This window comes from Streptomyces sp. NPDC032940, from assembly GCF_040636935.1.
Classification (GTDB): Bacteria; Actinomycetota; Actinomycetes; order Streptomycetales; family Streptomycetaceae; genus Streptomyces.
The window spans coordinates 32,857-51,816 of the sequence record NZ_JBEZVJ010000024.1; the positions used below are offsets into that span (position 1 = coordinate 32,857).

An 18,960-nucleotide genomic window follows, 5' to 3' on the forward strand; every position below is an offset into this window, starting at 1 on the left:
GTACGGATGGCCCGTGACCTCCTTCGCCCCGGACTCCATCGTCCTGAACCGCAAGCTGCCGCTCTGGTACCAGGTGTCGCAGTCGCTGCGCGCCTCGATACTCGGCCGCTCGCCCCGGGACCCGCTGCGCCTGCCCACCGAGGAGCAGCTGGCCGGTCACTACGGGGTGAGCGTGCTGACCATGCGGCAGGCGCTCAAGGAGCTGGAGGACGAGGGACTGATCACCCGCCACCGCCGGCGCGGCACGTTCATCGAGCCGCACGCCCGGCGGGGCGCCCCGGTGCGGCTGCTGGGCTCGGTGGACGCCATCGTGGCTCAGCAGTCCGGCATGAAGGCCGAGCTGCTGAGCCACGGCACCGCCCCCGTGCCGCCCGGCCTCGCCGAGTACTTCCCGGACCTGGCCGAGGCGGCCGCGTACCACCGGCTGCGCTGTGACGAGAAGACCGGCGAGCCCACCAACCACGCCCGCAACTACGTCCGTCCGGAGGTCGCCGCCCGGATCGACCTGGACGACCTGGCCCGTTGGCCGATGACCAAGGTGCTGCGGGACGTGGTGGGCATGGAGATCAGCCGGATCACGGACACGGTGGAGGCGCGGCTCGCCGACCCGGAGACGGCGCGGCTGCTCGAGGTGCCGCTGCTCAGCCCGATCCTGCACTACACGGGCATCACCTACGACCCGGCGGGACGAGTGCTGGACGTGGCCGTCATCCACTACCGGGGGGACCGTTTCTCCTTCACGGTCACCCTGGACGCCACCTGAGGCCGTGGCGCCGCGTCGTACGATGCCGGGCGTGACGTACGACGACGCTCCGCGGCCGGCGGACCTCATGCCGTGGTCCGTCGCACCGCCGCGGCTCGGCCGCAGCTGGCCGGCGGCCCCCGACCCGGCGTCCCTCAGGGCCCGCTGGGACGCCCTGGTGAAGGCGGAGGGACCGGACCGGGAGGCTCTGTTCGAGCCGACGCGCTCGCGCACGCTGCACTCGGCGGTCGGACAGCTGCCGGGCACCTCCGGTGGGACGGACCGGCTGCTGCGCGCCTCCGGGCGCTGTCCCGAGCCGGTCCGGGTGCTGAGCGCGCCCTTCGACGAGCAGTGGCTGATCCCCGACCACCGGCTGATCGACGCGGCCCGTCCCGAGCTGTGGCGGGTGGCCGACGACCGTCAGGTCTTCGTGGTGGAGGTGTCCGGTGCGGCCGGCCCGTTCCTGCTCGCGACCTCGCGGCTGCCCCTGTTCGGTCCGGCCCGCGTCCGCCCGCTGCACCGGCGCCCGGGCGGGGCCGAGCCCAATCTGGCCCCCGGACTGCTGGATTACCTGGCCGGCCGGCTCGGGGTGCGCCCCGATCCGCTGGACGTGCTGGCGTGGATGGTGGCGGCCGTCCGGCCCGGTCCCGTCGTGCCGCTGACCGCCGACCCCGCGCAGTGGGAGCACGGTGTCGCGCTGGGCCGCCGCGCGCTGTGGCTGATGCGCCGGGACGGGGAACGCCCCAAGCTGCCCGGCGGACGCCGGCCCTACGTCCGCGCCCCGCTGCCCGCGCGCCCGCTGACCGTGCGCTACGACCGGGACGAGGAGACCCTGCACCTCGACGAGGGCCGCGTCTCCCCGGTGCCGCCGGAGGCCTGGGACTTCGAGGCGGGCGGGGTGAGGGTGCTGGAGCAGTGGTTCGCGGCCCGTACCGCCGGGGGCGAGCCGGGCACGCTGGCGGCGATCCGCCCGGCCGGGTGGCCGCAGGCCTGGACGTCCGAGCTGCTGGAGCTGATCACGGTGCTCGCCCTGCTGGCCGAAGTGCGCCCGCAGTGCGCGGAGCTGACGGTCACGGACCCGGTCACGGCCACGGAACTGCGGACGGCGGGCGTCCTGCCGGCCCCCGCGTCGGCCCACCGCCCGGCGTCGGTCCTCGCCGGCCCGGAGGAGGGCCCGGAGGGCCAACTGGCGTTGCTGTAGAGGCCGGCCACCGCCGAGGCCCTGGGGCGGTGTCCGCACGGTCCCTCCTGCCAAACGGGCGGACGGAGGGACTTCGCGGCCAGACTCTAGGCGAAGCCGTCCAGCACCCTCTCCAGTGCCCGCTCGAACACCGCTTCCAGGTCGATCGGGCCGGCGTCCTCCGTGAAGGAGGCGGCCAGTCGCGGGTAGGCGCCGCTCGCGAGCCGGCGGCCCAGGTAGGCGATCCGCACCGCGTCCTCCTGCTCCTGGGACCAGGGCAGGGAGCGGGTGCGCTCGACGGTGGCGAGTTCGTTGCCGACATATGTCGTCACGACGCCGTTCACCATCGCCACCAGCTCCATCTTCGTGCCGTAGGACGCCTCCAGGGGGTCGAGGCAGGCCAGGCAGTGCTCCAGGTAGCGCAGGGCGTTGGGGCTGAAGCCGTAGACCGGGGACATCAGGCGCGGGATCCAGGGGTGGCGGTGCATCAGCGTGCGGGTCTGGTGGGCGACCCGGAGCATGTCGGCGCGCCAGTCACCGCTCGGCTCCCACAGTTCGTGCTCGCCGCTGACGGCGTCCATCATCAGCTCGTGCAGGTCCTCCTTGCGGGGGACGTAGTTGTACAGCGACATGGTGCCGCAGCCCAGTTCGGAGGCGACGCGGCGCATCGAGACCGCGTCCAGGCCCTCGGCGTCGGCGATCCGCACCGAGGCGGCGGCGATGTCGGCGCGGGTGTACGCCGGCCTGGGCCCCCGGCCGGTGCGCTCGGGGCGCGCCCAGATCACTTCGGGTACGGCCGCTCGGCCCGCCATCGTTCATCACCTCGGCCACCATCCTAGTTACGTACAGCGTACGTAGTGCGCTATGGTCACCCCATGACTACTACGTACGCTGTACTTAGTGAGGGTCTGGAGAAGCGGTTCGGCGACGTGCGCGCCCTGCGCGGGCTGGATCTCGCGGTGGCCGAGGGCACGGTGTGCGGGCTGCTCGGACCGAACGGGGCGGGCAAGACCACGGCGGTGCGGCTGCTGACCACGCTGCTGCGGCCGGACTCCGGCTCGGCGCGCGTCGCGGGGCACGACCTCGTACGGGAGGCCGCGGCCGTCCGCCGCAGGATCGGCGTGACCGGGCAGTACGCCTCGGTCGACGGGGACCTCACCGGGCGCCAGAACCTGCGGCTGTTCGCCCGGCTGCACCGGGTGCGGGACGCCTCCGCGCGGGCCGCCGGGCTGCTCGAGCGGTTCGGCCTGACCGAGGCCGCGGACCGGCCCGCCTCGACCCTGTCGGGGGGCATGCGGCGCCGCCTCGACCTGGCGGCGAGCCTGATCCGCCGGCCCGAGGTGCTCTTCCTGGACGAGCCGACGACCGGCCTCGACCCGGCCAGCCGCAATCAGATCTGGGACGCCGTGCGGGCCCTGAAGGAGGACGGCACGACCGTGGTGCTGACCACGCAGTACCTGGAGGAGGCCGACCGTCTCGCCGACGACATCGTCCTGGTCGACCGGGGACGGGTGGCGCACACGGGGTCGCCGGCCGGACTCAAGGCGCTGGTCGGGGCGCACGCGGAGGCCGTCGTCGCGGACCCGGACGCCATGGGGCGGGCGGCAGCCGTCCTCGACCGGCTCACCGGGACCGAGCCGGTGCTCGACCACGAGCGCCGGGCCGTCGGCGCGGTGAGCACCGACCCGGCGCTCACGCTCCCGCGCCTGGTGCGCGAACTCGACGCGGCGGGCGTGCCGTTGGTGGACGCGAGCCTGCGCCCGCCGACCCTCGACGACGTCTTCCTCCGCCTGACCGGCAGCAAGGAGCTCGCGGCATGAGCACGACGACGGAACGCGCGACCGGGACGACCACGCCGTACGACCTGGTGTACGACGGCGCCGCGATGCTGGGCCGGCAGCTGCGGCGGCTCCGCAACAATCCGGGGCTGCTGATCCTCACCCAGACGATGCCGGTGACGATGCTGCTGTTCTTCGGATACGTCTTCGGCAGCGCGCTGGCCATGCCGGGCGCGGAGTACCGGTCCTTCCTGGTGCCGGGTCTGCTGGTGGCGACGGCGGCGAACGGGATCATGACGGGCATGTTCCAGGCCGCCCAGGACACGCACCGGGGCGTGACGGACCGGCTGCGCACCCTGCCGGTGAGCCGGGCGGCGGTACCGCTCGGGCAGGCGGTCGCGGACGTGCTCGTCACGGCCGCCGGGACGGTGCCGTTCCTGCTGGTGGGGCTCGCCGTGGGCTGGCGGGTGGAGGGCGGCGCGCTCGGCGCGGCGGGGGCCGTGGGGCTGTTGCTGCTGTTCCGGTTCGCGACGACGTGGATCGGGATCTTCCTGGGGCTGCTCACCCGGAGCGAGGAGGCCGCCGGCCAGCTGGGCGGGGCGACGTTCGTCCTGCCGTTGCTCTCCAACGCGTACATCCCGGCCGAGGGACTGCCGGGGTGGCTGCGCACGGTCGCCGAGTGGAATCCGATCAGCGCGGTGACCACGGCGCTGCGCGATCTCTTCGGCAACGCGCCCGTGCCGGAGGGGGCCGCCTGGCCGGTGGCGCACCCCGTCGCCGGGTCGCTGGCCTGGTGCGCGGTACTGCTGGCGGTGTTCATGCCGCTCGCCGTACGCCGGTACGCGCACGGCGAGCGTTAGCGGGCCTGGTTCTTCGTCGCCGCCGGGCGGGGACACGGCGGGACGGGGACGTGCCCGCGCCGGGATCACACCGGGGGCGCCACCGCGTGCCGTGGGGATGACGGCCGGGTGCGCGGCGCCGCGCCGGGACGGTGTGATCGCCGGGGCGCGGGCCTCAGTTGCCGCCGAAGAGCGAGCGGCGGAGCCGGCGCAGGGGTGCGAAGAGCGAGACCCCGCGGACGCGGGCGCCCCTGCTGCTGCGCCGGTGCGCGGGCTCACGCGCGGTCAGCTCGCGCATCAGCGACGTCGCCTCCACCGTCTCCCGCTGCGGAAGGGCGGGGCCTCCGAGCACCGCGAGATGGCGGTCGAGACGCGAACTGGTCGCGCTGCTCCCGCAGGTGATCGCGGGCACCCTTGCCCTGCTGCGCACTGTTATCTGTTCCATGTCACTCCCCACCCGTACGAGTCCACCCGGCCCGGGCAGGGTAACCCTATCGCCCCGGTGAGGCAGCCGTGTATCGCGGTCACAGGATTCACCTTCCCCGTAAGGGTGTTGACGATTACTCTCCGAATCCAACAGATTCCAGGGCGAGTTGGACAACGGGCCTGCTCGTCGGCCGGGACGAGCCCCCACCGGGTTCGACGGTCACGGCGAGTGACGTCGAGGATCGGTCGAGGCGGGAGGCGATCAGGGGCGTGTCGCCGTCGAAGAGCCCCAGGGAGCGCGGTCCCGCGCCGGGGCGCAGGAGCCACAACTGGTGCACGCGGCCGCCCGGGGGCTCGCCGTATCCGCGCAGGGTGACCACCGCGCGCCCCTCGGACGCGGAGGCGACCACCGTGACACCACGCCCCCGGTCGTCCGTGCCGCCGGCGGCACGGGCGTCCGGGGCCGACAGGACGTGGGCGATCTCACGCGCCCGGTCGCGGGCGGTGTCCAGCCGGTCCTGGGTCCGGCCGGCCTGCACGCCGAAGAGCGCGGCGACGACGAGCGACGCGGCGGCGGTCACGGTGGCGAACGGCAGCGCCAGGGCGCGCGGGCGGGTTGCGCGGGAGCGTCCCGGGACCGGCCGTACGCCCCGCGCGTGCGGCGACGGCCGGTGCTCCGGCCCGCGCCCGGGGGCGGGGTCCTGTGCCGTGGCGCGTACGGCGGCCAGGACGCGCTCGCGCAGGGCGGCGGGCGCGGGGGCGGCCGCGGACCAGGCCAGGCGCACGGCGTCCTCGGTCAGGTCCCGCACCTCGGCCGGGCAGTGGGCGCAGGTCCCGAGGTGCTTCTCGAAGCGGACGCGTTCGCGACCGTCGAGGGCGTCGAGCGCGTAGGGCGCGGCGAGCGAGTGGAGGTCCCCGCGGCGCGGAAACCTCCGGCCGAAGAGGCTCATGCGGCGCCTCCCAGGCAGTCGCGCAGGCGGGCGAGTCCGTCTCTCATCCGTGTCTTCACCGTGCCCAGGGGAAGGGAGAGCCGTTCGGCGACCTCCCGGTAGGTGTAGCCGTCGTAGTAGGCGAGGGTGACGGACTGGCGCTGGAGGGCGGTCAGCCGGTCCAGGCAGCGGCGCACCCACTCGCGTTCGAGGCCGGCCTCGACCTCCTCCAGGACCTGGTCGAAGGCCGGGTGGTGGGCGCGCCGGGCCTCGCGCCGTTCGCGCTCGCCGGCCGCGCGGGCGCTGCGCACCCGGTCGACGGCGCGGCGGTGGGCGAGGGTGAGGACCCAGGACAGGGCGCTGCCCCGGCGGGGGTCGAACCGGGCGGCGGACCGCCACAGTTCGAGCAGCACCTCCTGGGCCACCTCCTCGGACTGGGCGGGGTCGCGCACCACGCGTCGGACGAGCCCGAAAACGGGGCCGGACACCAGTCCGTACAGCTTCTCGAACGCCTCCTGGTCGCCGTCCGCCACGAGCGTCAGCAGTTCGTCCGCCTCCACCCGGTTCCCCTCCCTCTCCGCGAGCCGTGCCGGGCCCGTCCGTCTCGCCGGTCCGTGGCAACGCCCGTGCCCTCCGGAGGAGTTACGGATCAGAGGGCGGAAAACGCGGGTCCGCGGGCGGGCAATCGGCCACGGCGGAGGGGAGGGCGCCGGCCGCGCCCCGCCCGTCGGTGCCGGATCGGTGTCCAGGGAGGCGGCAACCCGGTCGGACTGAGCTACTTTGGGAAGAATCTCCGGGATCAGTGCGGGGCGAGTCCGCGCGAGACGTCATAGGGGGCGCCGGTGTTCGAAGAGCCCGGCAGTGAGCGTGTGGTCGCCGGCCGCTACCGGCTCCTGTCCCCGCTCGGCGAGGGCGGCATGGGCACGGTGTGGCGGGCCCGCGACGAGGTCCTGCACCGCGAGGTCGCCGTCAAGGAGGTCCGAGCGCCCGCCGGGCTCCCGGACGCCGAGGTGCGCCGGATGTACGCCCGGCTGGAGCGGGAGGCCCGGTCCGCCGCCCGCGTCGCCCATCGCAATGTCGTCACGGTGTACGACGTGGCCACCGACGGCGGCCGGCCCTGGATCGTGATGGAGCTGGTGCGCGGCCTGTCCCTGGCCGACCTGCTGGACGCGGAGGGTCCGCTGGAGCCGCGGCGGGCCGCCCGTGTCGGCGCCGAGGTGCTGGCCGCGCTGCGGGCCGCGCACGCGGCGGGCGTGCTGCACCGGGACGTGAAGCCGGCCAACGTGCTGCTGGCCGACGACGGCCGGGTGGTGCTCACCGACTTCGGGATCGCCACGCTCGAGGGCAGCTCCGCCCTCACCATGACCGGCGAGGTCGTGGGCTCCCCCGAGTACCTCGCCCCCGAACGGGCCCTGGGCCGCACGCCCGGTCCGGAGTCCGACCTGTGGTCGCTGGGCGTACTGCTGTACGCGGCCGTCGAGGGAGCCTCGCCGTTCCGCCAGGACACTCCGCTGAGCACCCTGCGGGCGGTCGTCGACGAGGAGCTGCCGCCGCCGCGGCGGGCCGGCGCGCTCGCGCCCGTCGTCGAAGGGCTGCTGCGCAAGGACCCGGCGTGGCGGCTGTCGGCCGAGCGGGCCGAGCGGGACCTGCGGCTCGTCGGGGCCGGCGGCACCCCCGCCGGGGACGGGGAGGGCCCGCCGCTCGCGCAGACGGCGCCGGCCGGCGCCTACGACCCGACGGTCGTGGCCCGGTCCGGGCCGGTGTCGCCGACGCCGCCGATGCCCGTGCCCGTGACGCCGGACGGCCCCGGGCCCCCGGCGTCCGGGCACCGGGAGGGCCGCGCGCGGGCCGTGCTGGTCGTGGGGCTGGCCGTGCTCGCGCTCGCGCTGGCCGGACTGACGTACGTGCTGCTGGACCGCTCGGACGGCGGTGGCGGTGCGAGGGGTTCGGGTGCGAGCGGGACTCCGGGGGCGGGTTCGACGGCACCGAGCCGCGACGACGGCGCGGAGCCGAGTCCGTCGGCCGGTTCCGGGAGCGGCGGTCCCGGAAGCAGTCCCCCGCCGCAGTCGGTGCGGGTGACCGTGACGGGCTCGCACACCCACTACTCGGGGAGCTGTCCCCCGCCGCACGGCCAGGCCCCCGCGTTCACGGCGACGTTCACGGTGGGGAGGCTGCCCGCCCGGGTCCGTTACCGCTGGGTGACGGAGGACGGGAAGGTCTCCGAGCCGGGCTGGCGGACCCTGTCCTTCCCTGCGGACGGTGGCCGCTCGCGGCAGGACGACGTCGTCGTGACGACGGACCACGACGGCGGCGCGTTCGAGAGCGCCGTCCGCGTGGAGGTGCGGGAGCCGGTGGAGGCCACCTCGGACGCGGTGGCGTTCTCGGTGGCCTGCGAGACGGAGACGGAGACCCCGACGGGCGGGGCCTCCCCCTCCTCCAGCTCTTCCGCTTCTCCTTCCGCTTCGGGTCAGGCGGCGGCGTCGAGGACCGGCAGGTAGCCGCCCGACTGCCCGGCCGCGGTCGGGTGGTACGACTCACCGATGTTGAGCCAGTTCACGCTGTGCAGCCAGGCGCTGCCGGAGCAGATCTCGTGCCCGGTGAAGGTGGACCGCACGTCGCCGAAGGTGAAGCCGTGGTCGGCGGCGCGCTTGGCGATGGTGGTGTTGAGCAGGTCGGAGGCGTCGTTGATCGCCTTCCGCTTGGTCTCGGAGAGACCGACGCATGAGGTGCCGAGCTTGTAGAAGCGCGGGTAGCCGATGACGACGACGCGGGCGTTCGGGGCCTTGCTGCGGATGGTGGAGTAGACGTTGTCGAGGTTGCCGGGCAGGGTCTGTTCGACGTACGCCCGCGCGGTGGCGATCCGCGCCAGGCAGGAGCTGTCGGACTGGAGCACACAGGTCGTCATGACGTCGGCGAACCCGGCGTCGTTGCCGCCGATGCTGATCGAGACGAGGCCCGTGGAGGAGCTGAGCGGGCCGAGCTGTCCGGCGAGAACATCACCCGTACGGGCGCCGGAGCAGGCGGTGAAGTCGAAGGACGAGGGCGAGTGGGCGGCGGCCCAGAGGTACGGGTGGGCCTTGGTGCTGCGCTTGCAGTCTCCGCTGGAGCTGATGTAGCTGCCCGCTCCGACGCCGGAGGAGTAGGAGTCGCCGAGGGCCACGTAGCCGCCGGACACCGCGGCCGGGGACGCCTGGGCCGAGGCGGCCCCGGTGAGGGCGGCGCCGGCGGCCAGGAGGGCTGAAGCCAGGAAGCCGATAAGTCGGAAACGTCTCATGGAACCTCCCTTTAGCAGGATCTCTGCCGCAACCGTGGTACCAGCTACGCGTGTTGACTGGAAGTGTCCATGCCAAGAAATGGCTGACGATGATTCAAAATCGGACGAGAATCGGTGGGAACACCAGTGCCGTCTTGACGCTCTGCGACGGGCTGGGCCACATTGAGGCCCGGCATCTTGGGCTTCGGGGGGCAAAGCGGAACGGTCTGGGGACCCACACCCGCGCGAGATCGCCCCTCGACAAGAACGGATGACGGCAAAACAACAAAAACGTGAGACCTCGTTTCAGGTCTTGCCATACGGGTTCAATCGTCAATACCGTCATACATCTCCCGCATCGGTACGTCGGCAAGCGGCTCAGGGGAGGGCTCGAGGCCGCGGCGGACCGGGGCGGGGCGCGCGGTAGGGGGGTGCCGTGCTCGGTGACCGCATCGGTGACCGGGCCGTGCCGCGCGGTCGGCTGCCTTTTCTCTTGCGGGCGTCGACAGGCTTCGCCAGCTCACCTGGCACGCACGGGGGTCCATGCCGTCGCGCCGTGGGTGAGAACCCCCCTTTCGAACCGGATTCAGAGCCGGACCGCCCCTGGGGCGGGCGGTCCGCCGGACGAGAGGGACCAGACTCATGAGCTCAGTTCTGCAGCCGGCGGTCACGGACGACGATCCGTCACCCGCCGGGAAGTACCGGCCCGTCTCCTCGCACCTGGCCATCGCTCCGCCGGTGAGCGTGGTCATCCCCGCGATGAACGAGGCGGAGAACCTTCCCTACGTCTTCAAGACCCTGCCCGACTGGATCCACGAGGTCGTCCTCGTGGACGGCAACTCCACCGACGGCACCGTCGAGGTCGCCCGGGAGCTGTGGCCCGACGTCAAGGTGGTCGAGCAGCGCGGCAAGGGCAAGGGCGACGCGCTGATCACCGGCTTCGAGGCGTGCACCGGCGACATCATCGTGATGGTCGACGCCGACGGCTCGGCCGACGGCCAGGAGATCGTGTCGTACGTCTCCGCCCTGGTCTCCGGGGCCGACTTCGCCAAGGGCTCACGCTTCGCCAACGGCGGCGGCACCGACGACATGACCTTCATCCGCAAGCTCGGCAACCGCGCCCTGTGCGCGGTCGTCAACCGGAAGTTCGGCGCCCGCTACACCGACCTCTGCTACGGCTACAACGCGTTCTGGCGGCACTGCCTGGACAAGATCGACCTCGACTGCACCGGCTTCGAGGTCGAGACCCTGATGAACATCCGGGTCGTCAAGGCCGGCCTCAAGGTGCAGGAGATCCCCAGCCACGAGTACCTGCGCATCCACGGCGTGAGCAATCTGCGCGCCGTGCGCGACGGGCTGCGAGTGCTCAGAGTGATCCTCGACGAGCGCTCCAACCGGCGTGCGCTGCGCAGCCGCGGGCACGCGCCGACGCTCGTGTCGGTCGGCTCGGCGCGGGGGAAGGTGTCTTGAGCACTGCCGGCACCCCGCTCACGGTCTCGGTGGTGATCTGCGTCTACACCGAGGAGCGCTGGGAGGACATCCTCGCGGCGGTCTCCTCGGTGCGGGCGCAGTCCCGCCCGGCTCTGGAGACGCTGCTGGTCGTCGACCACAACGAGCCGCTCCGGGACCGGCTGCTGAAGGAGTACAAGGAGGCCGGCGCCGTGCGGGTGCTGGCGAACGCGGGCCCCCGCGGGCTGTCGGCCGGCCGCAACACCGGCATCGCGGCCTCGCGCGGCGAGGTCGTCGCCTTCCTCGACGACGACGCCGTGGCCGAGCGCGACTGGCTGCGGCACCTCGCCGCCGGGTACACCGACCCGGCGGTCATGGCCGTCGGCGGGCGCACGGAGCCCGTCTGGGCGTCGGGGCGCCGGCCGGACTGGTTCCCGGAGGAGTTCGACTGGGTGGTGGGCTGCACGTACCGCGGCCTGCCGCCCGGCCGGGTCCGGGTGCGCAACGTGCTCGGCGGCAACGCCTCCTTCCGGCGCGAGGCGTTCGACGCGGCGGGCGGCTTCGCCACCGGCATCGGACGCGACGGCGACAGGCGCCCGCTGGGCTGCGAGGAGACGGAGCTGTGCATCCGGCTCACGCGCGCCCGGCCCGACGCGGTGCTGCTGATCGACGACCGGGCGGTGATCCACCACCGGGTGCCCGGGGCGCGCGAGCACTTCGGCTACTTCCGCACCCGCACCTACGCCGAGGGCCTGTCCAAGGCGCTGGTGGCCAGGAGCGTCGGGGCGGACAAGGGGCTGGAGTCCGAACGCCGGTACACCACCCGCGTCCTGCCGGCCGGGGTGGTGCGCGGTCTGCGCGACGCCGCGCTGGCCCGGCCGGGCGGTGCGCGCCGGGCGGGGGCCATCGTCGCCGGGGTGCTCACGGCGGCGGGCGGCTATGTGGTGGGCAGCGTACGGGCGCGACGGGGCGGGGCCACGTTCTCGGTGGCACCCGTCGGACCGGCGGAGGGAGGCGCGCATGGCTGAGGTGTCTGTGGCCGACGCGCGGGTGCCGGTCCTCATGTACCACGCTGTCGCGGCCGACCCGGCACCGGCGGCCCGCGCCCTGTCCGTGACGCCGGAGGCCTTCGCCGAGCAGATGGCGGCGATCGCCGGCCGCGGCCTCACTCCGGTCGGCACGGCGGAGCTGGCCGCCGCCTGGCGCTCCGGCCGCCCGCTGCCGGAGCGGCCGGTCCTCATCACCTTCGACGACGGCTACGAGGGCGTGCACCGGCACGCGCTGCCCGTCCTCACCGGGCACGGCTTCCCGGCCACGCTGTTCGTCACGACCGGCTGGCTGCGCGGCCCCTACGACACCGGCGGCGCCCCGGACACCATGCTCGACTGGGACCAGGTCAGCGAACTGGCCGCCGCGGGCGTGGAGATCGGGGGGCACAGTCACACGCATCCGCAGCTCGACCAGCTCGGCGAGGGCCCGCTGCGGTACGAGCTGATCCACTGCCGGGAGATCCTCACCGACCGACTGGGCGCCGGACCCGTCTCGTTCGCCTACCCGTACGGCTACTCGGACCGCCGGGTGCGGCGGGCGGTGCGCGAGACGGGGTACGCCCAGGCGCTCGCCGTCGGCAACGGCCTGGCACGCCGGCGCCAGGGGCCGTACGCCCTCAGGCGGGTCACCGTGCGCCGCAGCACGGGGCCGGAGGAGTTCGCCCGGCTCCTCGAGGGGCGCGCGATCGCCCGCACGTTCGCCCGCGACCGTGCGCTGACCAAGGGGTACGCCGTGCTCCGCGGGGCACGGCGGGCGCGGGCGAGGCGACTGACGGCCGGTGCCTGAACCGCCGGCCGTCAGGCGCAGCGTCTGCCGCGTGGGCCCGGGAAACCGGGTGCACGCGGCCTCCGTGTGCCCGATCATGGCGGCATGTCCGTGAACCCGCACGACGCCCTGCCGATCCGGCTCAACGTCGACGACAGCGACTCCCCCTCCGACGTGGTCGACGCGCTGTTCCTCGGCCGTTTCGCCACCGGCGAGCAGCCGTTCGCGCACGCCTCGAACATCGACCGGGTGCGCTCCGGTGCGACGCTGCTGCCGCCCGGCGCGCGCGTGCTGCGCGTCGCCCGCGACGACGACCGCAGCGCGACCCTGGCGGAGGGCGACGGCTGGACGCTGCTCGTCTCCCGCTGGAGCCGGGGCGCCGACGTCACGGTGACCGCGACCAGCGCCGACCTGGCCCAGAAGGTGCTCGGCGAGGCGACGCAGGGCGCGACGGACGAGCCGGAACCGCAGCCGGAGAACGTCACCATGGGCTTCTGGTACGTCTCCCCGCGGCGCGGCCCGCACCGCACCACCCGGCAGATCTCGGCCGGCACCTGGGACGAGGTCCGGGCCAACTACACGGCACCGGTCGCGCAGGCGATGGACGGCCTGATGAAGACGACGCCCGAGGACATCGCGGGCCGGCTGCTGCTCCTGCACGGTCCGCCGGGCACCGGCAAGACCTCGGCGCTGCGCACCCTGGCCCGCTCGTGGCGGGACTGGTGCCAGGTGGACTGCGTGCTGGACCCCGAGCGGCTCTTCTCCGACGTCGGCTATCTGATGGACATCGCCATCGGCGAGGAGGACGCGGCGGGCAAGGGCCGCTGGCGGCTGCTGCTGCTGGAGGACTGCGACGAGCTGATCCGCGGCGAGGCCAAGCACACCGCCGGGCAGGCCCTGTCCCGGCTGCTGAACCTCACGGACGGCCTGCTGGGCCAGGGCCGCAACGTCCTGGTCGGGGTGACGACCAACGAGGACTTGGAGCGGCTGCACCCCGCCGTCGTCCGCCCCGGCCGCTGCCTGGCCCGCATCGAGGTGGGTCCGCTCACCCGCCGGGAGGCGGTGGACTGGCTCGGCACCGAGGAGGGCGTCGGCAGGGAGGGCGCGACGCTGGCGGAGCTGTTCGCGCTGCGCCGGGGCACCTCGCCGACCACGCTGCCGGAGCCGCGGGACGGCGCGGAGGCGGGGCTGTACCTGTAGCTGTTCGATGGGGGTATGACCCTGTTCGTCGGCACGTCGGGCTGGCAGTACCGGGACTGGCGGGACGTCCTGTACCCGCCCGGCCTGCCCGTACGGCTGTGGCTCGAGCGGTACGCGGCCGCCTTCGCGACGGTGGAGATCAACAACGCGTTCTACCGGCTGCCCACGCGGGAGACCTTCGAGGGCTGGCGGGAGCGGGTGCCGCCGGACTTCGTGGTCGCGGTCAAGGCGAGCCGTTATCTCACCCACATCAAGCGCCTGCGGGACCCGGCGGAGCCGGTCGAGCGCCTGCTGACCCACGCGGCGGGCCTGGGCGACCGCCTCGGCCCGGTCCTGCTCCAGCTCCCGCCGACCCTCCGTGCCGACGCGGCCCTCCTCGACGCCTGCCTGGCCTGCTTCCCGCCCGGCACACGGGTCGCGGTGGAGCCCCGGCACGAGTCCTGGTGGACGCCCGAGGTGCGCGGGGTCCTGGAGTCCCGGGGCGCTGCCCTGTGCTGGGCCGACGTCCTGGCCCGTCCGGTCACCCCGCTGTGGCGCACCGCCGACTGGGGCTACGTCCGCTTCCACGAGGGCCGCGCCACCCCCTGGCCGCACTACGGCCGCCGCTCCCTGGCGACGTGGCTGGACCGCATCGCCACAACCTGGCCGGACACGGCGGACGTCTACACGTACTTCAACAACGACCCGACCGGAGCGGCGGTCCGAGACGCGGTGGCATTCGCCCGACTGGCCCGCACGGCGAACCTGACGGCCACCCGAACGTGCCCCGAAGGGGCGCGGGGCTGTGACGATCAGCGGCTCCGCCGCGGGGCGCGACCAGCCCCCGCACACCCGCAGCCGGCACCGGTCAAACACCCCAACGGCGCTCAATCCCCATAAGCGACCCGCAGAGCGTCCCGCACCGCGGCCACCGCATCCCCCTCCGACACCCCCAGCCTCCGAGCCCGCGAGGCGAACTCCCGCGCCGCGGACGCCACCTCCCGCTCCGCCGCATCGCCCGCCGCAGCTACGAACGTTCCGTTGCGCCCCCGCGTCTCGATCACCCCGTCCGCCTCCAGCGCCCGGTACGCCTTGGCGACCGTGTTGGCCGCGAGTCCCAGGGACTCGGCCAGTCCCCGCACCGTCGGCAGCCGGTACCCGACCGGCAGCGCGCCGGACCGCGCCTGTTCGGAGATCTGTGCGCGCACCTGCTCGTAGGGCGGGACGCCGTCGTCGATGTGGATCGTCAAGGTCACCCGGCGATTGTCCCGCACCCGCCGGAAATCCGGAGGCATCGTGCCCCGGCCCCGCGTAGCGTGCGGCCCCATGACCGTCATCGTGCGCGATCTGCGCCCCGGAGTGCGGGCCGACCTGGAGGGCTTCGCCCAGGTCCGGCACGCGGCCCTGCCGTACATCCTGTTCACCCCGGACTCGATCGTCCACGCCCTCACCCGGACCCACCCGCGGGCGCGATTCCGCTCCCTGGTCGCGGAGGAGGACGGCGAGATCATCGGCACGGCCCAGGTCGGTCTGGTCCACGACAGCCCGGAGCCCGGGCAGGGGTTCCTCAACGTCTACGTCCACCCGGACCGGGTCCGGCGCGGGGCCGGCGGGCTGCTGGCGCGCACGGCCGAGGAGTATCTGGCCGCCGAGGGCGCGACGAAGCTGTTCGCCTGGGTGCTGGACGAGCCCGCCAACACGGCCTTCGCCGAGCGGCACGGCTACGAACGGCGGCGCTCGGCCCACTTCCTCCGGCTGGACCTGGTGAACGCCCCGCTCCCGGCCGCGCCGACGCTTCCCGCCGGTGTCGAACTCCGCACGGCAGCCGACTTCGCGGACGACCCCCGCCCGTTGTTCGAACTGGACGCCGAGACGGCGTCGGACGAACCGAGCGACGTCGACTACGAGTTCACGGACTACGAGGCCTGGCTGGAGGAGACCTGGCGGCATCCGCTGCTGAACCGGGAGCTGACCACGGTCGCGCTCGTCGACGGCCGCCCGGCCGCCTTCAGCCTCGCCTACACCGCCGGCACCGGCTACTCGACCGCCATGACCGGCACGGTCCGCGCCCATCGCGGCAAGGGCCTGGCCAAGGCCGCCAAGACCGACTCCCTGCGCCGTGCCCGCGCGGCGGGGTGCACGGAGGCCTTCACGGGCAACGACACCGGCAACGGTCCGATGCTCGCCATCAACAAGGGCCTCGGCTACGAGGCCTGTGCGACGGAGGTGCGCTATGTCCGCGAACTCGGCTGACGCCCCGGACCAGGTGGAGGTCGTCCTGGTCAAGGCGGGCCGCACGAAGATCCGTTACCCGGGCGAGCTGCTGCACGACGACGGCACGCGGGTCGTGGTCCGTGCCCCCTGGGCCGGTGCCGGCGTCCGCGACTTCGGCTTCGTGCGCTTCGAGGCGGGCGACGTCTTCACCGAGTACTACTGGCGCGACCGCTGGTACTCGGTCAAGGAGGTCAGCACCGCCACGGGCGCGGTGAAGGGCTGGTACTGCGACGTCACCCGGCCCGCCGTGCTGACGGGGACGGAACTGGTCGTCGAGGACCTCGACCTGGACCTGTGGCGCTCCGCGGACGGCACGGACGTACGGCGGCTGGACGAGGACGAGTTCGCCGGGAGCGGCCTGGCGGAGCGGGACCCGGGGGCCGCCGCTGCCGCCGTGGGCGCGCTGGACGAGCTGGAGCGGCTCGCCCGCGGGGACGGTTTCACCGACCTGCTGGCATAGGCACCGCGGCGGGCGCGGGCAGCGCGACCACCGCGTACCGCTCGTCATCGACCTCCTTGCCCCACAACGCCGGGTCGTCCGACAGTCGTTCCACCTGGATCCGCCCGCCGAGCGGGGCGAGGAGCGCGGTGAGCCGGCCGGCTGGTATACCGACCGGGGTGACGCTCCCCCACACGCCCTCGACGAGGACGAGCCGTCCGCCCGGCCGCAGCAGCTCCCGCCAGTGCGCCAGGACGCGGCCCTGGTCGGGCAGGGTCCACAGCACGTGCCGGACCAGGACGGTGTCGAAGCGCCGCCCGCCCACCGGCGGCGCCGCGGCGTCACCGGTCAGGAACCGTGCGTCACGGCCGGCGAGTTTGGCGCGGGCCAGCCGGAGCATGGCCGGGGAGAGGTCGACGCCGGTCACCCGGTGTCCCTGCTCGGCGGCGAGGAGCGACAGGCTGCCGGTGCCGCAGCCCAGGTCGAGGACGTCACCGGGCCGCTCGGGCAGCCAGGAGCGCAGCCGGGCGGCCCAGGCCCGGCGCACGCCGGGGTCGCGCAGCCCGTGGTCGGACTCCTCGTCGAAGGTGGCGGCCCGTGCGTCCCAGTCGACGTCCGGCCCCGTCGTCCCGTCACTGTTGCTCGTCATGCGTCACAGAGTGACATCCACCACTGACAGCGATGCATCGATGGGGAACTCTCGGGGAAAGGGTCTACCTCCGTGAGAATGCGGAACCCGGTGGATCCGTGAGGAGGCAGCCATGCGCCGTCTGACCGTGCAGAAGCCCCTGAAGAAGACCGACGCCCGCCGAGTCCGCGAGGAGGCCGACGAGCGCCCCGCGGGGCGCCCGGAGGTCCGCAAGGACATCGCCCGCACGTGGTGGCCGGACAACTGACCGGGCGCCCGGCCATGAGACGCGCGAGACCCGTCAGAGCAGCCGCTTACGGTAGTGGACCCGGTCGTAGGGGCCGTCCACGCGTCGTTCCACGACCTCGTACCCGTACTTCGGGTAGATCTTTTGGTTCTCCGTCATCAGCGCGTTCGTGTAGAGCCTGACCTCGGGCAGGCCCAGCGCACGTGCCTGCGCGTCCACGAACCGCAGCAGCCGTCGCCCCACGCCCGTGCCGTGCGCGTCGGGGTGGACGGCGATGCTGTCGAGGAACAGATGGTCTCCCAACGCCTCCAGCACCACGAGGCCCACGACGGGCGCGCCCGGCTCCGCCTCCGTGACGAACACCTTCCCCGCGGCCACGTCCGCCGCGTGGTCCGCCTCCATCGGCTGCGGCACGACCCCGATGCGCTCGATGTACGGCCGGTACGCCGCGTCGGTGACGGCCGCCACCGCGGGCACGTCGGCGGCGGCCGCCCGCCTGATCCTCTCGTCGTCCATACGGCGAACGGTAGTTACCTGAGCGCAGTCTGAGCACTCCCTTAACGCGGCCATAAAGATCGCGCGCACCCGCTCCCAGCAGGCGGGTTCGCGGTGTCCAGGGGCTAGCTTGCTGGTCACCCCACGGGTTTCGGCCCATGTCCCAGTGACCGTCGAGGAGTTCCCCATGCCCGCACCCCGCAGGGTCGCCGCCGCCACCGTCGTCGCCGGCCTCGCCCCGCTCGCCCTGACCGCGCTGGCCGCCGCGCCCGCGTCGGCGCACGGCTCGATGGGCGACCCGGTCAGCCGGGTGTCGCAGTGTTACGCCGAGGGCCCCGAGAGCCCGACGTCGGCCGCGTGCCGGGCGGCCGTGGCGGCGGGCGGCACCCAGGCGCTCTACGACTGGAACGGCATCCGCATCGGCGACGCCGCCGGCCGGCACCAGGAGCTGATCCCGGACGGCAGGCTGTGCAGCGCGAACAGCGAGGAGTTCAAGGGCCTCGACCTGGCCCGCGCCGACTGGCCGGCGACCGCGGTGAACAGCGGCTCGTACACCTTCAAGTACCGCGTGACCGCGCCGCACAAGGGCACCTTCAAGGTGTACATCACCAAGCCCGGCTTCGATCCGGCGGGTGCGCTCAAGTGGTCCGACCTGGACCTTTCGGCGCCGGTGGCGACGGTCACCGACCCGGTGGCGTCGGGCGGTCACTACACGTTCTCGGGCGCCCTGCCCGAGCGGTCGGGCAAGCACGTGCTGTACGCGGTGTGGCAGCGCTCGGACAGCCCGGAGGCCTTCTACTCCTGCTCGGACGTGTCCTTCGGCGGTACCGGCGGCGGCAGCGGTGAGGCGGGCGGCGACACGGCGGGCGGCGCCGCCCCGGCACCCTCGGCCTCCGCGCCGTCCGAGGAGCAGCTCGCGGCGGCGGCCGACAGGTCGACGGTCGAGCACCACGGGCACGGCGACCAGGACGCCACCACGACGACGGACCCGACCGAACCGGCCGGACCGGCCGGCTCCACGGCCCCTGCGGCGGACGGGCCCAACCGCGTCAAGGCGGCCGGGGGCACCGCGGACCTCGCCGAGACGGGCGGCGACGGCAGCACCACGTATCTCGCCGTCGGCGGGGCCGCGACCCTCGCGCTCGGCGCGGCGGTGCTGTTCGCCTCGGTGCGCCGGCGGGCGCTGGACGGCGGCCGGCACGGTCGCTGACCCCAGGCACCCCAGGTACCCCAGTGACCACGGGGGAACGCGGGGCTCGTCCGGCGGCTCAGGCCGGACGAGCCCCG

Annotated in this window: 22 protein-coding genes; 14 read left to right on the forward strand and 8 right to left on the reverse strand. The window is 74.0% G+C overall.

Annotated elements, in window-relative coordinates:
- The first annotated feature begins 13 nt into the window (after window positions 1–13).
- Both AB0E77_RS25175 and AB0E77_RS25180 read left to right on the forward strand, forming a co-directional pair.
- Window positions 14–763 (forward strand): GntR family transcriptional regulator, encoded by a 750-nt coding sequence (locus tag AB0E77_RS25175; protein ID WP_361574232.1) that lies wholly within the window; start codon window positions 14–16, stop codon window positions 761–763.
- A gap of 22 nt (window positions 764–785) precedes the next feature.
- Complete coding sequence (locus AB0E77_RS25180; protein WP_361574234.1) at window positions 786–1,943, forward strand: type ISP restriction/modification enzyme; 1,158 nt, start codon at window positions 786–788, stop codon at window positions 1,941–1,943.
- Between the two features lie 86 nt (window positions 1,944–2,029).
- Here the strand turns inward: AB0E77_RS25180 and AB0E77_RS25185 are convergent, their stop codons facing one another.
- Window positions 2,030–2,734, reverse strand: a complete 705-nt coding sequence (locus tag AB0E77_RS25185) for a TetR/AcrR family transcriptional regulator (RefSeq protein WP_361574236.1) — start codon at window positions 2,732–2,734, stop codon at window positions 2,030–2,032.
- Window positions 2,735–2,797: 63 nt separating this feature from the next.
- Between AB0E77_RS25185 and AB0E77_RS25190 the strand changes: the two genes are divergently transcribed.
- Window positions 2,798–3,742, forward strand: coding sequence for an ATP-binding cassette domain-containing protein (locus AB0E77_RS25190; RefSeq protein ID WP_361574238.1), 945 nt, complete (start codon window positions 2,798–2,800; stop codon window positions 3,740–3,742).
- On the forward strand, window positions 3,739–4,560 hold the full coding sequence (locus tag AB0E77_RS25195; RefSeq protein ID WP_361574240.1) for an ABC transporter permease: 822 nt from the start codon (window positions 3,739–3,741) through the stop codon (window positions 4,558–4,560). The genes AB0E77_RS25190 and AB0E77_RS25195 overlap by 4 nt, the downstream gene beginning before the upstream one ends.
- Before the next feature lie 154 nt (window positions 4,561–4,714).
- On the opposite strand, the gene AB0E77_RS25200 is transcribed toward AB0E77_RS25195, so the two are convergent.
- The 3 genes from AB0E77_RS25200 to AB0E77_RS25210 form a co-directional block, all read right to left on the reverse strand.
- Window positions 4,715–4,984, reverse strand: a complete 270-nt coding sequence (locus tag AB0E77_RS25200; RefSeq protein ID WP_361574242.1) for a hypothetical protein — start codon at window positions 4,982–4,984, stop codon at window positions 4,715–4,717.
- A 115-nt stretch (window positions 4,985–5,099) separates the two neighbouring features.
- Window positions 5,100–5,915 (reverse strand): anti-sigma factor, encoded by an 816-nt coding sequence (locus AB0E77_RS25205; protein ID WP_361574244.1) that lies wholly within the window; start codon window positions 5,913–5,915, stop codon window positions 5,100–5,102.
- Window positions 5,912–6,454 (reverse strand): sigma-70 family RNA polymerase sigma factor, encoded by a 543-nt coding sequence (locus AB0E77_RS25210; protein WP_361574246.1) that lies wholly within the window; start codon window positions 6,452–6,454, stop codon window positions 5,912–5,914. The genes AB0E77_RS25205 and AB0E77_RS25210 overlap by 4 nt, the downstream gene beginning before the upstream one ends.
- Window positions 6,455–6,736: 282 nt before the next feature.
- Between AB0E77_RS25210 and AB0E77_RS25215 the strand changes: the two genes are divergently transcribed.
- Window positions 6,737–8,392, forward strand: a complete 1,656-nt coding sequence (locus AB0E77_RS25215) for a serine/threonine-protein kinase (RefSeq protein ID WP_361574248.1) — start codon at window positions 6,737–6,739, stop codon at window positions 8,390–8,392.
- Here the strand turns inward: AB0E77_RS25215 and AB0E77_RS25220 are convergent.
- Entirely contained in the window at window positions 8,362–9,168 is an 807-nt protein-coding gene (locus AB0E77_RS25220) for an SGNH/GDSL hydrolase family protein (RefSeq protein WP_361574249.1), read from the reverse strand. The two genes, AB0E77_RS25215 and AB0E77_RS25220, sit on opposite strands and share 31 nt — an antisense overlap.
- Before the next feature lie 621 nt (window positions 9,169–9,789).
- Between AB0E77_RS25220 and AB0E77_RS25225 the strand changes: the two genes are divergently transcribed.
- From AB0E77_RS25225 to AB0E77_RS25245, 5 genes are all read left to right on the forward strand, one after another.
- On the forward strand, window positions 9,790–10,617 hold the full coding sequence (locus AB0E77_RS25225; RefSeq protein ID WP_361574251.1) for a glycosyltransferase family 2 protein: 828 nt from the start codon (window positions 9,790–9,792) through the stop codon (window positions 10,615–10,617).
- Window positions 10,614–11,624, forward strand: a complete 1,011-nt coding sequence (locus AB0E77_RS25230; RefSeq protein WP_361574253.1) for a glycosyltransferase family 2 protein — start codon at window positions 10,614–10,616, stop codon at window positions 11,622–11,624. Before AB0E77_RS25225 ends, AB0E77_RS25230 begins: the two co-directional genes overlap by 4 nt.
- Complete coding sequence (locus tag AB0E77_RS25235) at window positions 11,617–12,432, forward strand: polysaccharide deacetylase family protein (RefSeq protein WP_361574255.1); 816 nt, start codon at window positions 11,617–11,619, stop codon at window positions 12,430–12,432. The genes AB0E77_RS25230 and AB0E77_RS25235 overlap by 8 nt, the downstream gene beginning before the upstream one ends.
- 84 nt (window positions 12,433–12,516) lie before the next feature.
- Window positions 12,517–13,611, forward strand: coding sequence for a DUF5925 domain-containing protein (locus tag AB0E77_RS25240; RefSeq protein ID WP_361574257.1), 1,095 nt, complete (start codon window positions 12,517–12,519; stop codon window positions 13,609–13,611).
- 15 nt (window positions 13,612–13,626) lie between these two features.
- The gene (locus AB0E77_RS25245; RefSeq protein WP_361574259.1) at window positions 13,627–14,490 is read left to right on the forward strand and encodes a DUF72 domain-containing protein; all 864 of its coding nucleotides are present in this window, start codon (window positions 13,627–13,629) and stop codon (window positions 14,488–14,490) included.
- On the opposite strand, the gene AB0E77_RS25250 is transcribed toward AB0E77_RS25245, so the two are convergent.
- Complete coding sequence (locus AB0E77_RS25250; protein WP_361574261.1) at window positions 14,478–14,846, reverse strand: GntR family transcriptional regulator; 369 nt, start codon at window positions 14,844–14,846, stop codon at window positions 14,478–14,480. The two genes, AB0E77_RS25245 and AB0E77_RS25250, sit on opposite strands and share 13 nt — an antisense overlap.
- 70 nt (window positions 14,847–14,916) lie before the next feature.
- Between AB0E77_RS25250 and AB0E77_RS25255 the strand changes: the two genes are divergently transcribed.
- Together AB0E77_RS25255 and AB0E77_RS25260 are read left to right on the forward strand one after the other, a co-directional pair.
- A complete protein-coding gene (locus AB0E77_RS25255) occupies window positions 14,917–15,843 on the forward strand; it encodes a GNAT family N-acetyltransferase (protein WP_361574263.1) in 927 nt (308 codons plus the stop codon).
- A complete protein-coding gene (locus AB0E77_RS25260) occupies window positions 15,824–16,324 on the forward strand; it encodes a DUF402 domain-containing protein (RefSeq protein ID WP_361574265.1) in 501 nt (166 codons plus the stop codon). The genes AB0E77_RS25255 and AB0E77_RS25260 overlap by 20 nt, the downstream gene beginning before the upstream one ends.
- Here the strand turns inward: AB0E77_RS25260 and AB0E77_RS25265 are convergent.
- Window positions 16,305–16,952, reverse strand: a complete 648-nt coding sequence (locus AB0E77_RS25265) for a class I SAM-dependent methyltransferase (RefSeq protein ID WP_361574267.1) — start codon at window positions 16,950–16,952, stop codon at window positions 16,305–16,307. The two genes, AB0E77_RS25260 and AB0E77_RS25265, sit on opposite strands and share 20 nt — an antisense overlap.
- A gap of 112 nt (window positions 16,953–17,064) precedes the next feature.
- Between AB0E77_RS25265 and AB0E77_RS25270 the strand changes: the two genes are divergently transcribed.
- A complete protein-coding gene (locus tag AB0E77_RS25270; protein WP_077799539.1) occupies window positions 17,065–17,199 on the forward strand; it encodes a hypothetical protein in 135 nt (44 codons plus the stop codon).
- 33 nt (window positions 17,200–17,232) lie between these two features.
- Here AB0E77_RS25270 and AB0E77_RS25275 read toward each other — a convergent pair whose 3' ends face one another.
- The gene (locus AB0E77_RS25275; protein ID WP_361574269.1) at window positions 17,233–17,694 is read right to left on the reverse strand and encodes a GNAT family N-acetyltransferase; all 462 of its coding nucleotides are present in this window, start codon (window positions 17,692–17,694) and stop codon (window positions 17,233–17,235) included.
- A gap of 166 nt (window positions 17,695–17,860) precedes the next feature.
- On the opposite strand from AB0E77_RS25275, the gene AB0E77_RS25280 reads away from it, so the two are divergent.
- Window positions 17,861–18,883, forward strand: coding sequence for a lytic polysaccharide monooxygenase (locus AB0E77_RS25280; RefSeq protein WP_361574271.1), 1,023 nt, complete (start codon window positions 17,861–17,863; stop codon window positions 18,881–18,883).
- Window positions 18,884–18,960 lie beyond the last annotated feature (77 nt).

Bases quoted from the DNA above. Each gene is read 5' to 3' on its own strand.
- AB0E77_RS25185 (WP_361574236.1), bottom strand. From the start codon at position 2,734: ATGGCGGGCCGAGCGGCCGTACCCGAAGTGATCTGGGCGCGCCCCGAG.
- AB0E77_RS25280 (WP_361574271.1), top strand. From the start codon at position 17,861: ATGCCCGCACCCCGCAGGGTCGCCGCCGCCACCGTCGTCGCCGGCCTC.
- AB0E77_RS25245 (WP_361574259.1), top strand. From the start codon at position 13,627: ATGACCCTGTTCGTCGGCACGTCGGGCTGGCAGTACCGGGACTGGCGG.
- AB0E77_RS25240 (WP_361574257.1), top strand. From the start codon at position 12,517: ATGTCCGTGAACCCGCACGACGCCCTGCCGATCCGGCTCAACGTCGAC.
- AB0E77_RS25220 (WP_361574249.1), bottom strand. From the start codon at position 9,168: ATGAGACGTTTCCGACTTATCGGCTTCCTGGCTTCAGCCCTCCTGGCC.
- AB0E77_RS25195 (WP_361574240.1), top strand. From the start codon at position 3,739: ATGAGCACGACGACGGAACGCGCGACCGGGACGACCACGCCGTACGAC.
- AB0E77_RS25270 (WP_077799539.1), top strand. From the start codon at position 17,065: ATGCGCCGTCTGACCGTGCAGAAGCCCCTGAAGAAGACCGACGCCCGC.
- AB0E77_RS25265 (WP_361574267.1), bottom strand. From the start codon at position 16,952: ATGACGAGCAACAGTGACGGGACGACGGGGCCGGACGTCGACTGGGAC.
- AB0E77_RS25190 (WP_361574238.1), top strand. From the start codon at position 2,798: ATGACTACTACGTACGCTGTACTTAGTGAGGGTCTGGAGAAGCGGTTC.
- AB0E77_RS25255 (WP_361574263.1), top strand. From the start codon at position 14,917: ATGACCGTCATCGTGCGCGATCTGCGCCCCGGAGTGCGGGCCGACCTG.
- AB0E77_RS25260 (WP_361574265.1), top strand. From the start codon at position 15,824: ATGTCCGCGAACTCGGCTGACGCCCCGGACCAGGTGGAGGTCGTCCTG.
- AB0E77_RS25225 (WP_361574251.1), top strand. From the start codon at position 9,790: ATGAGCTCAGTTCTGCAGCCGGCGGTCACGGACGACGATCCGTCACCC.
- AB0E77_RS25235 (WP_361574255.1), top strand. From the start codon at position 11,617: ATGGCTGAGGTGTCTGTGGCCGACGCGCGGGTGCCGGTCCTCATGTAC.
- AB0E77_RS25275 (WP_361574269.1), bottom strand. From the start codon at position 17,694: ATGGACGACGAGAGGATCAGGCGGGCGGCCGCCGCCGACGTGCCCGCG.
- AB0E77_RS25205 (WP_361574244.1), bottom strand. From the start codon at position 5,915: ATGAGCCTCTTCGGCCGGAGGTTTCCGCGCCGCGGGGACCTCCACTCG.
- AB0E77_RS25180 (WP_361574234.1), top strand. From the start codon at position 786: ATGCCGGGCGTGACGTACGACGACGCTCCGCGGCCGGCGGACCTCATG.
- AB0E77_RS25200 (WP_361574242.1), bottom strand. From the start codon at position 4,984: ATGGAACAGATAACAGTGCGCAGCAGGGCAAGGGTGCCCGCGATCACC.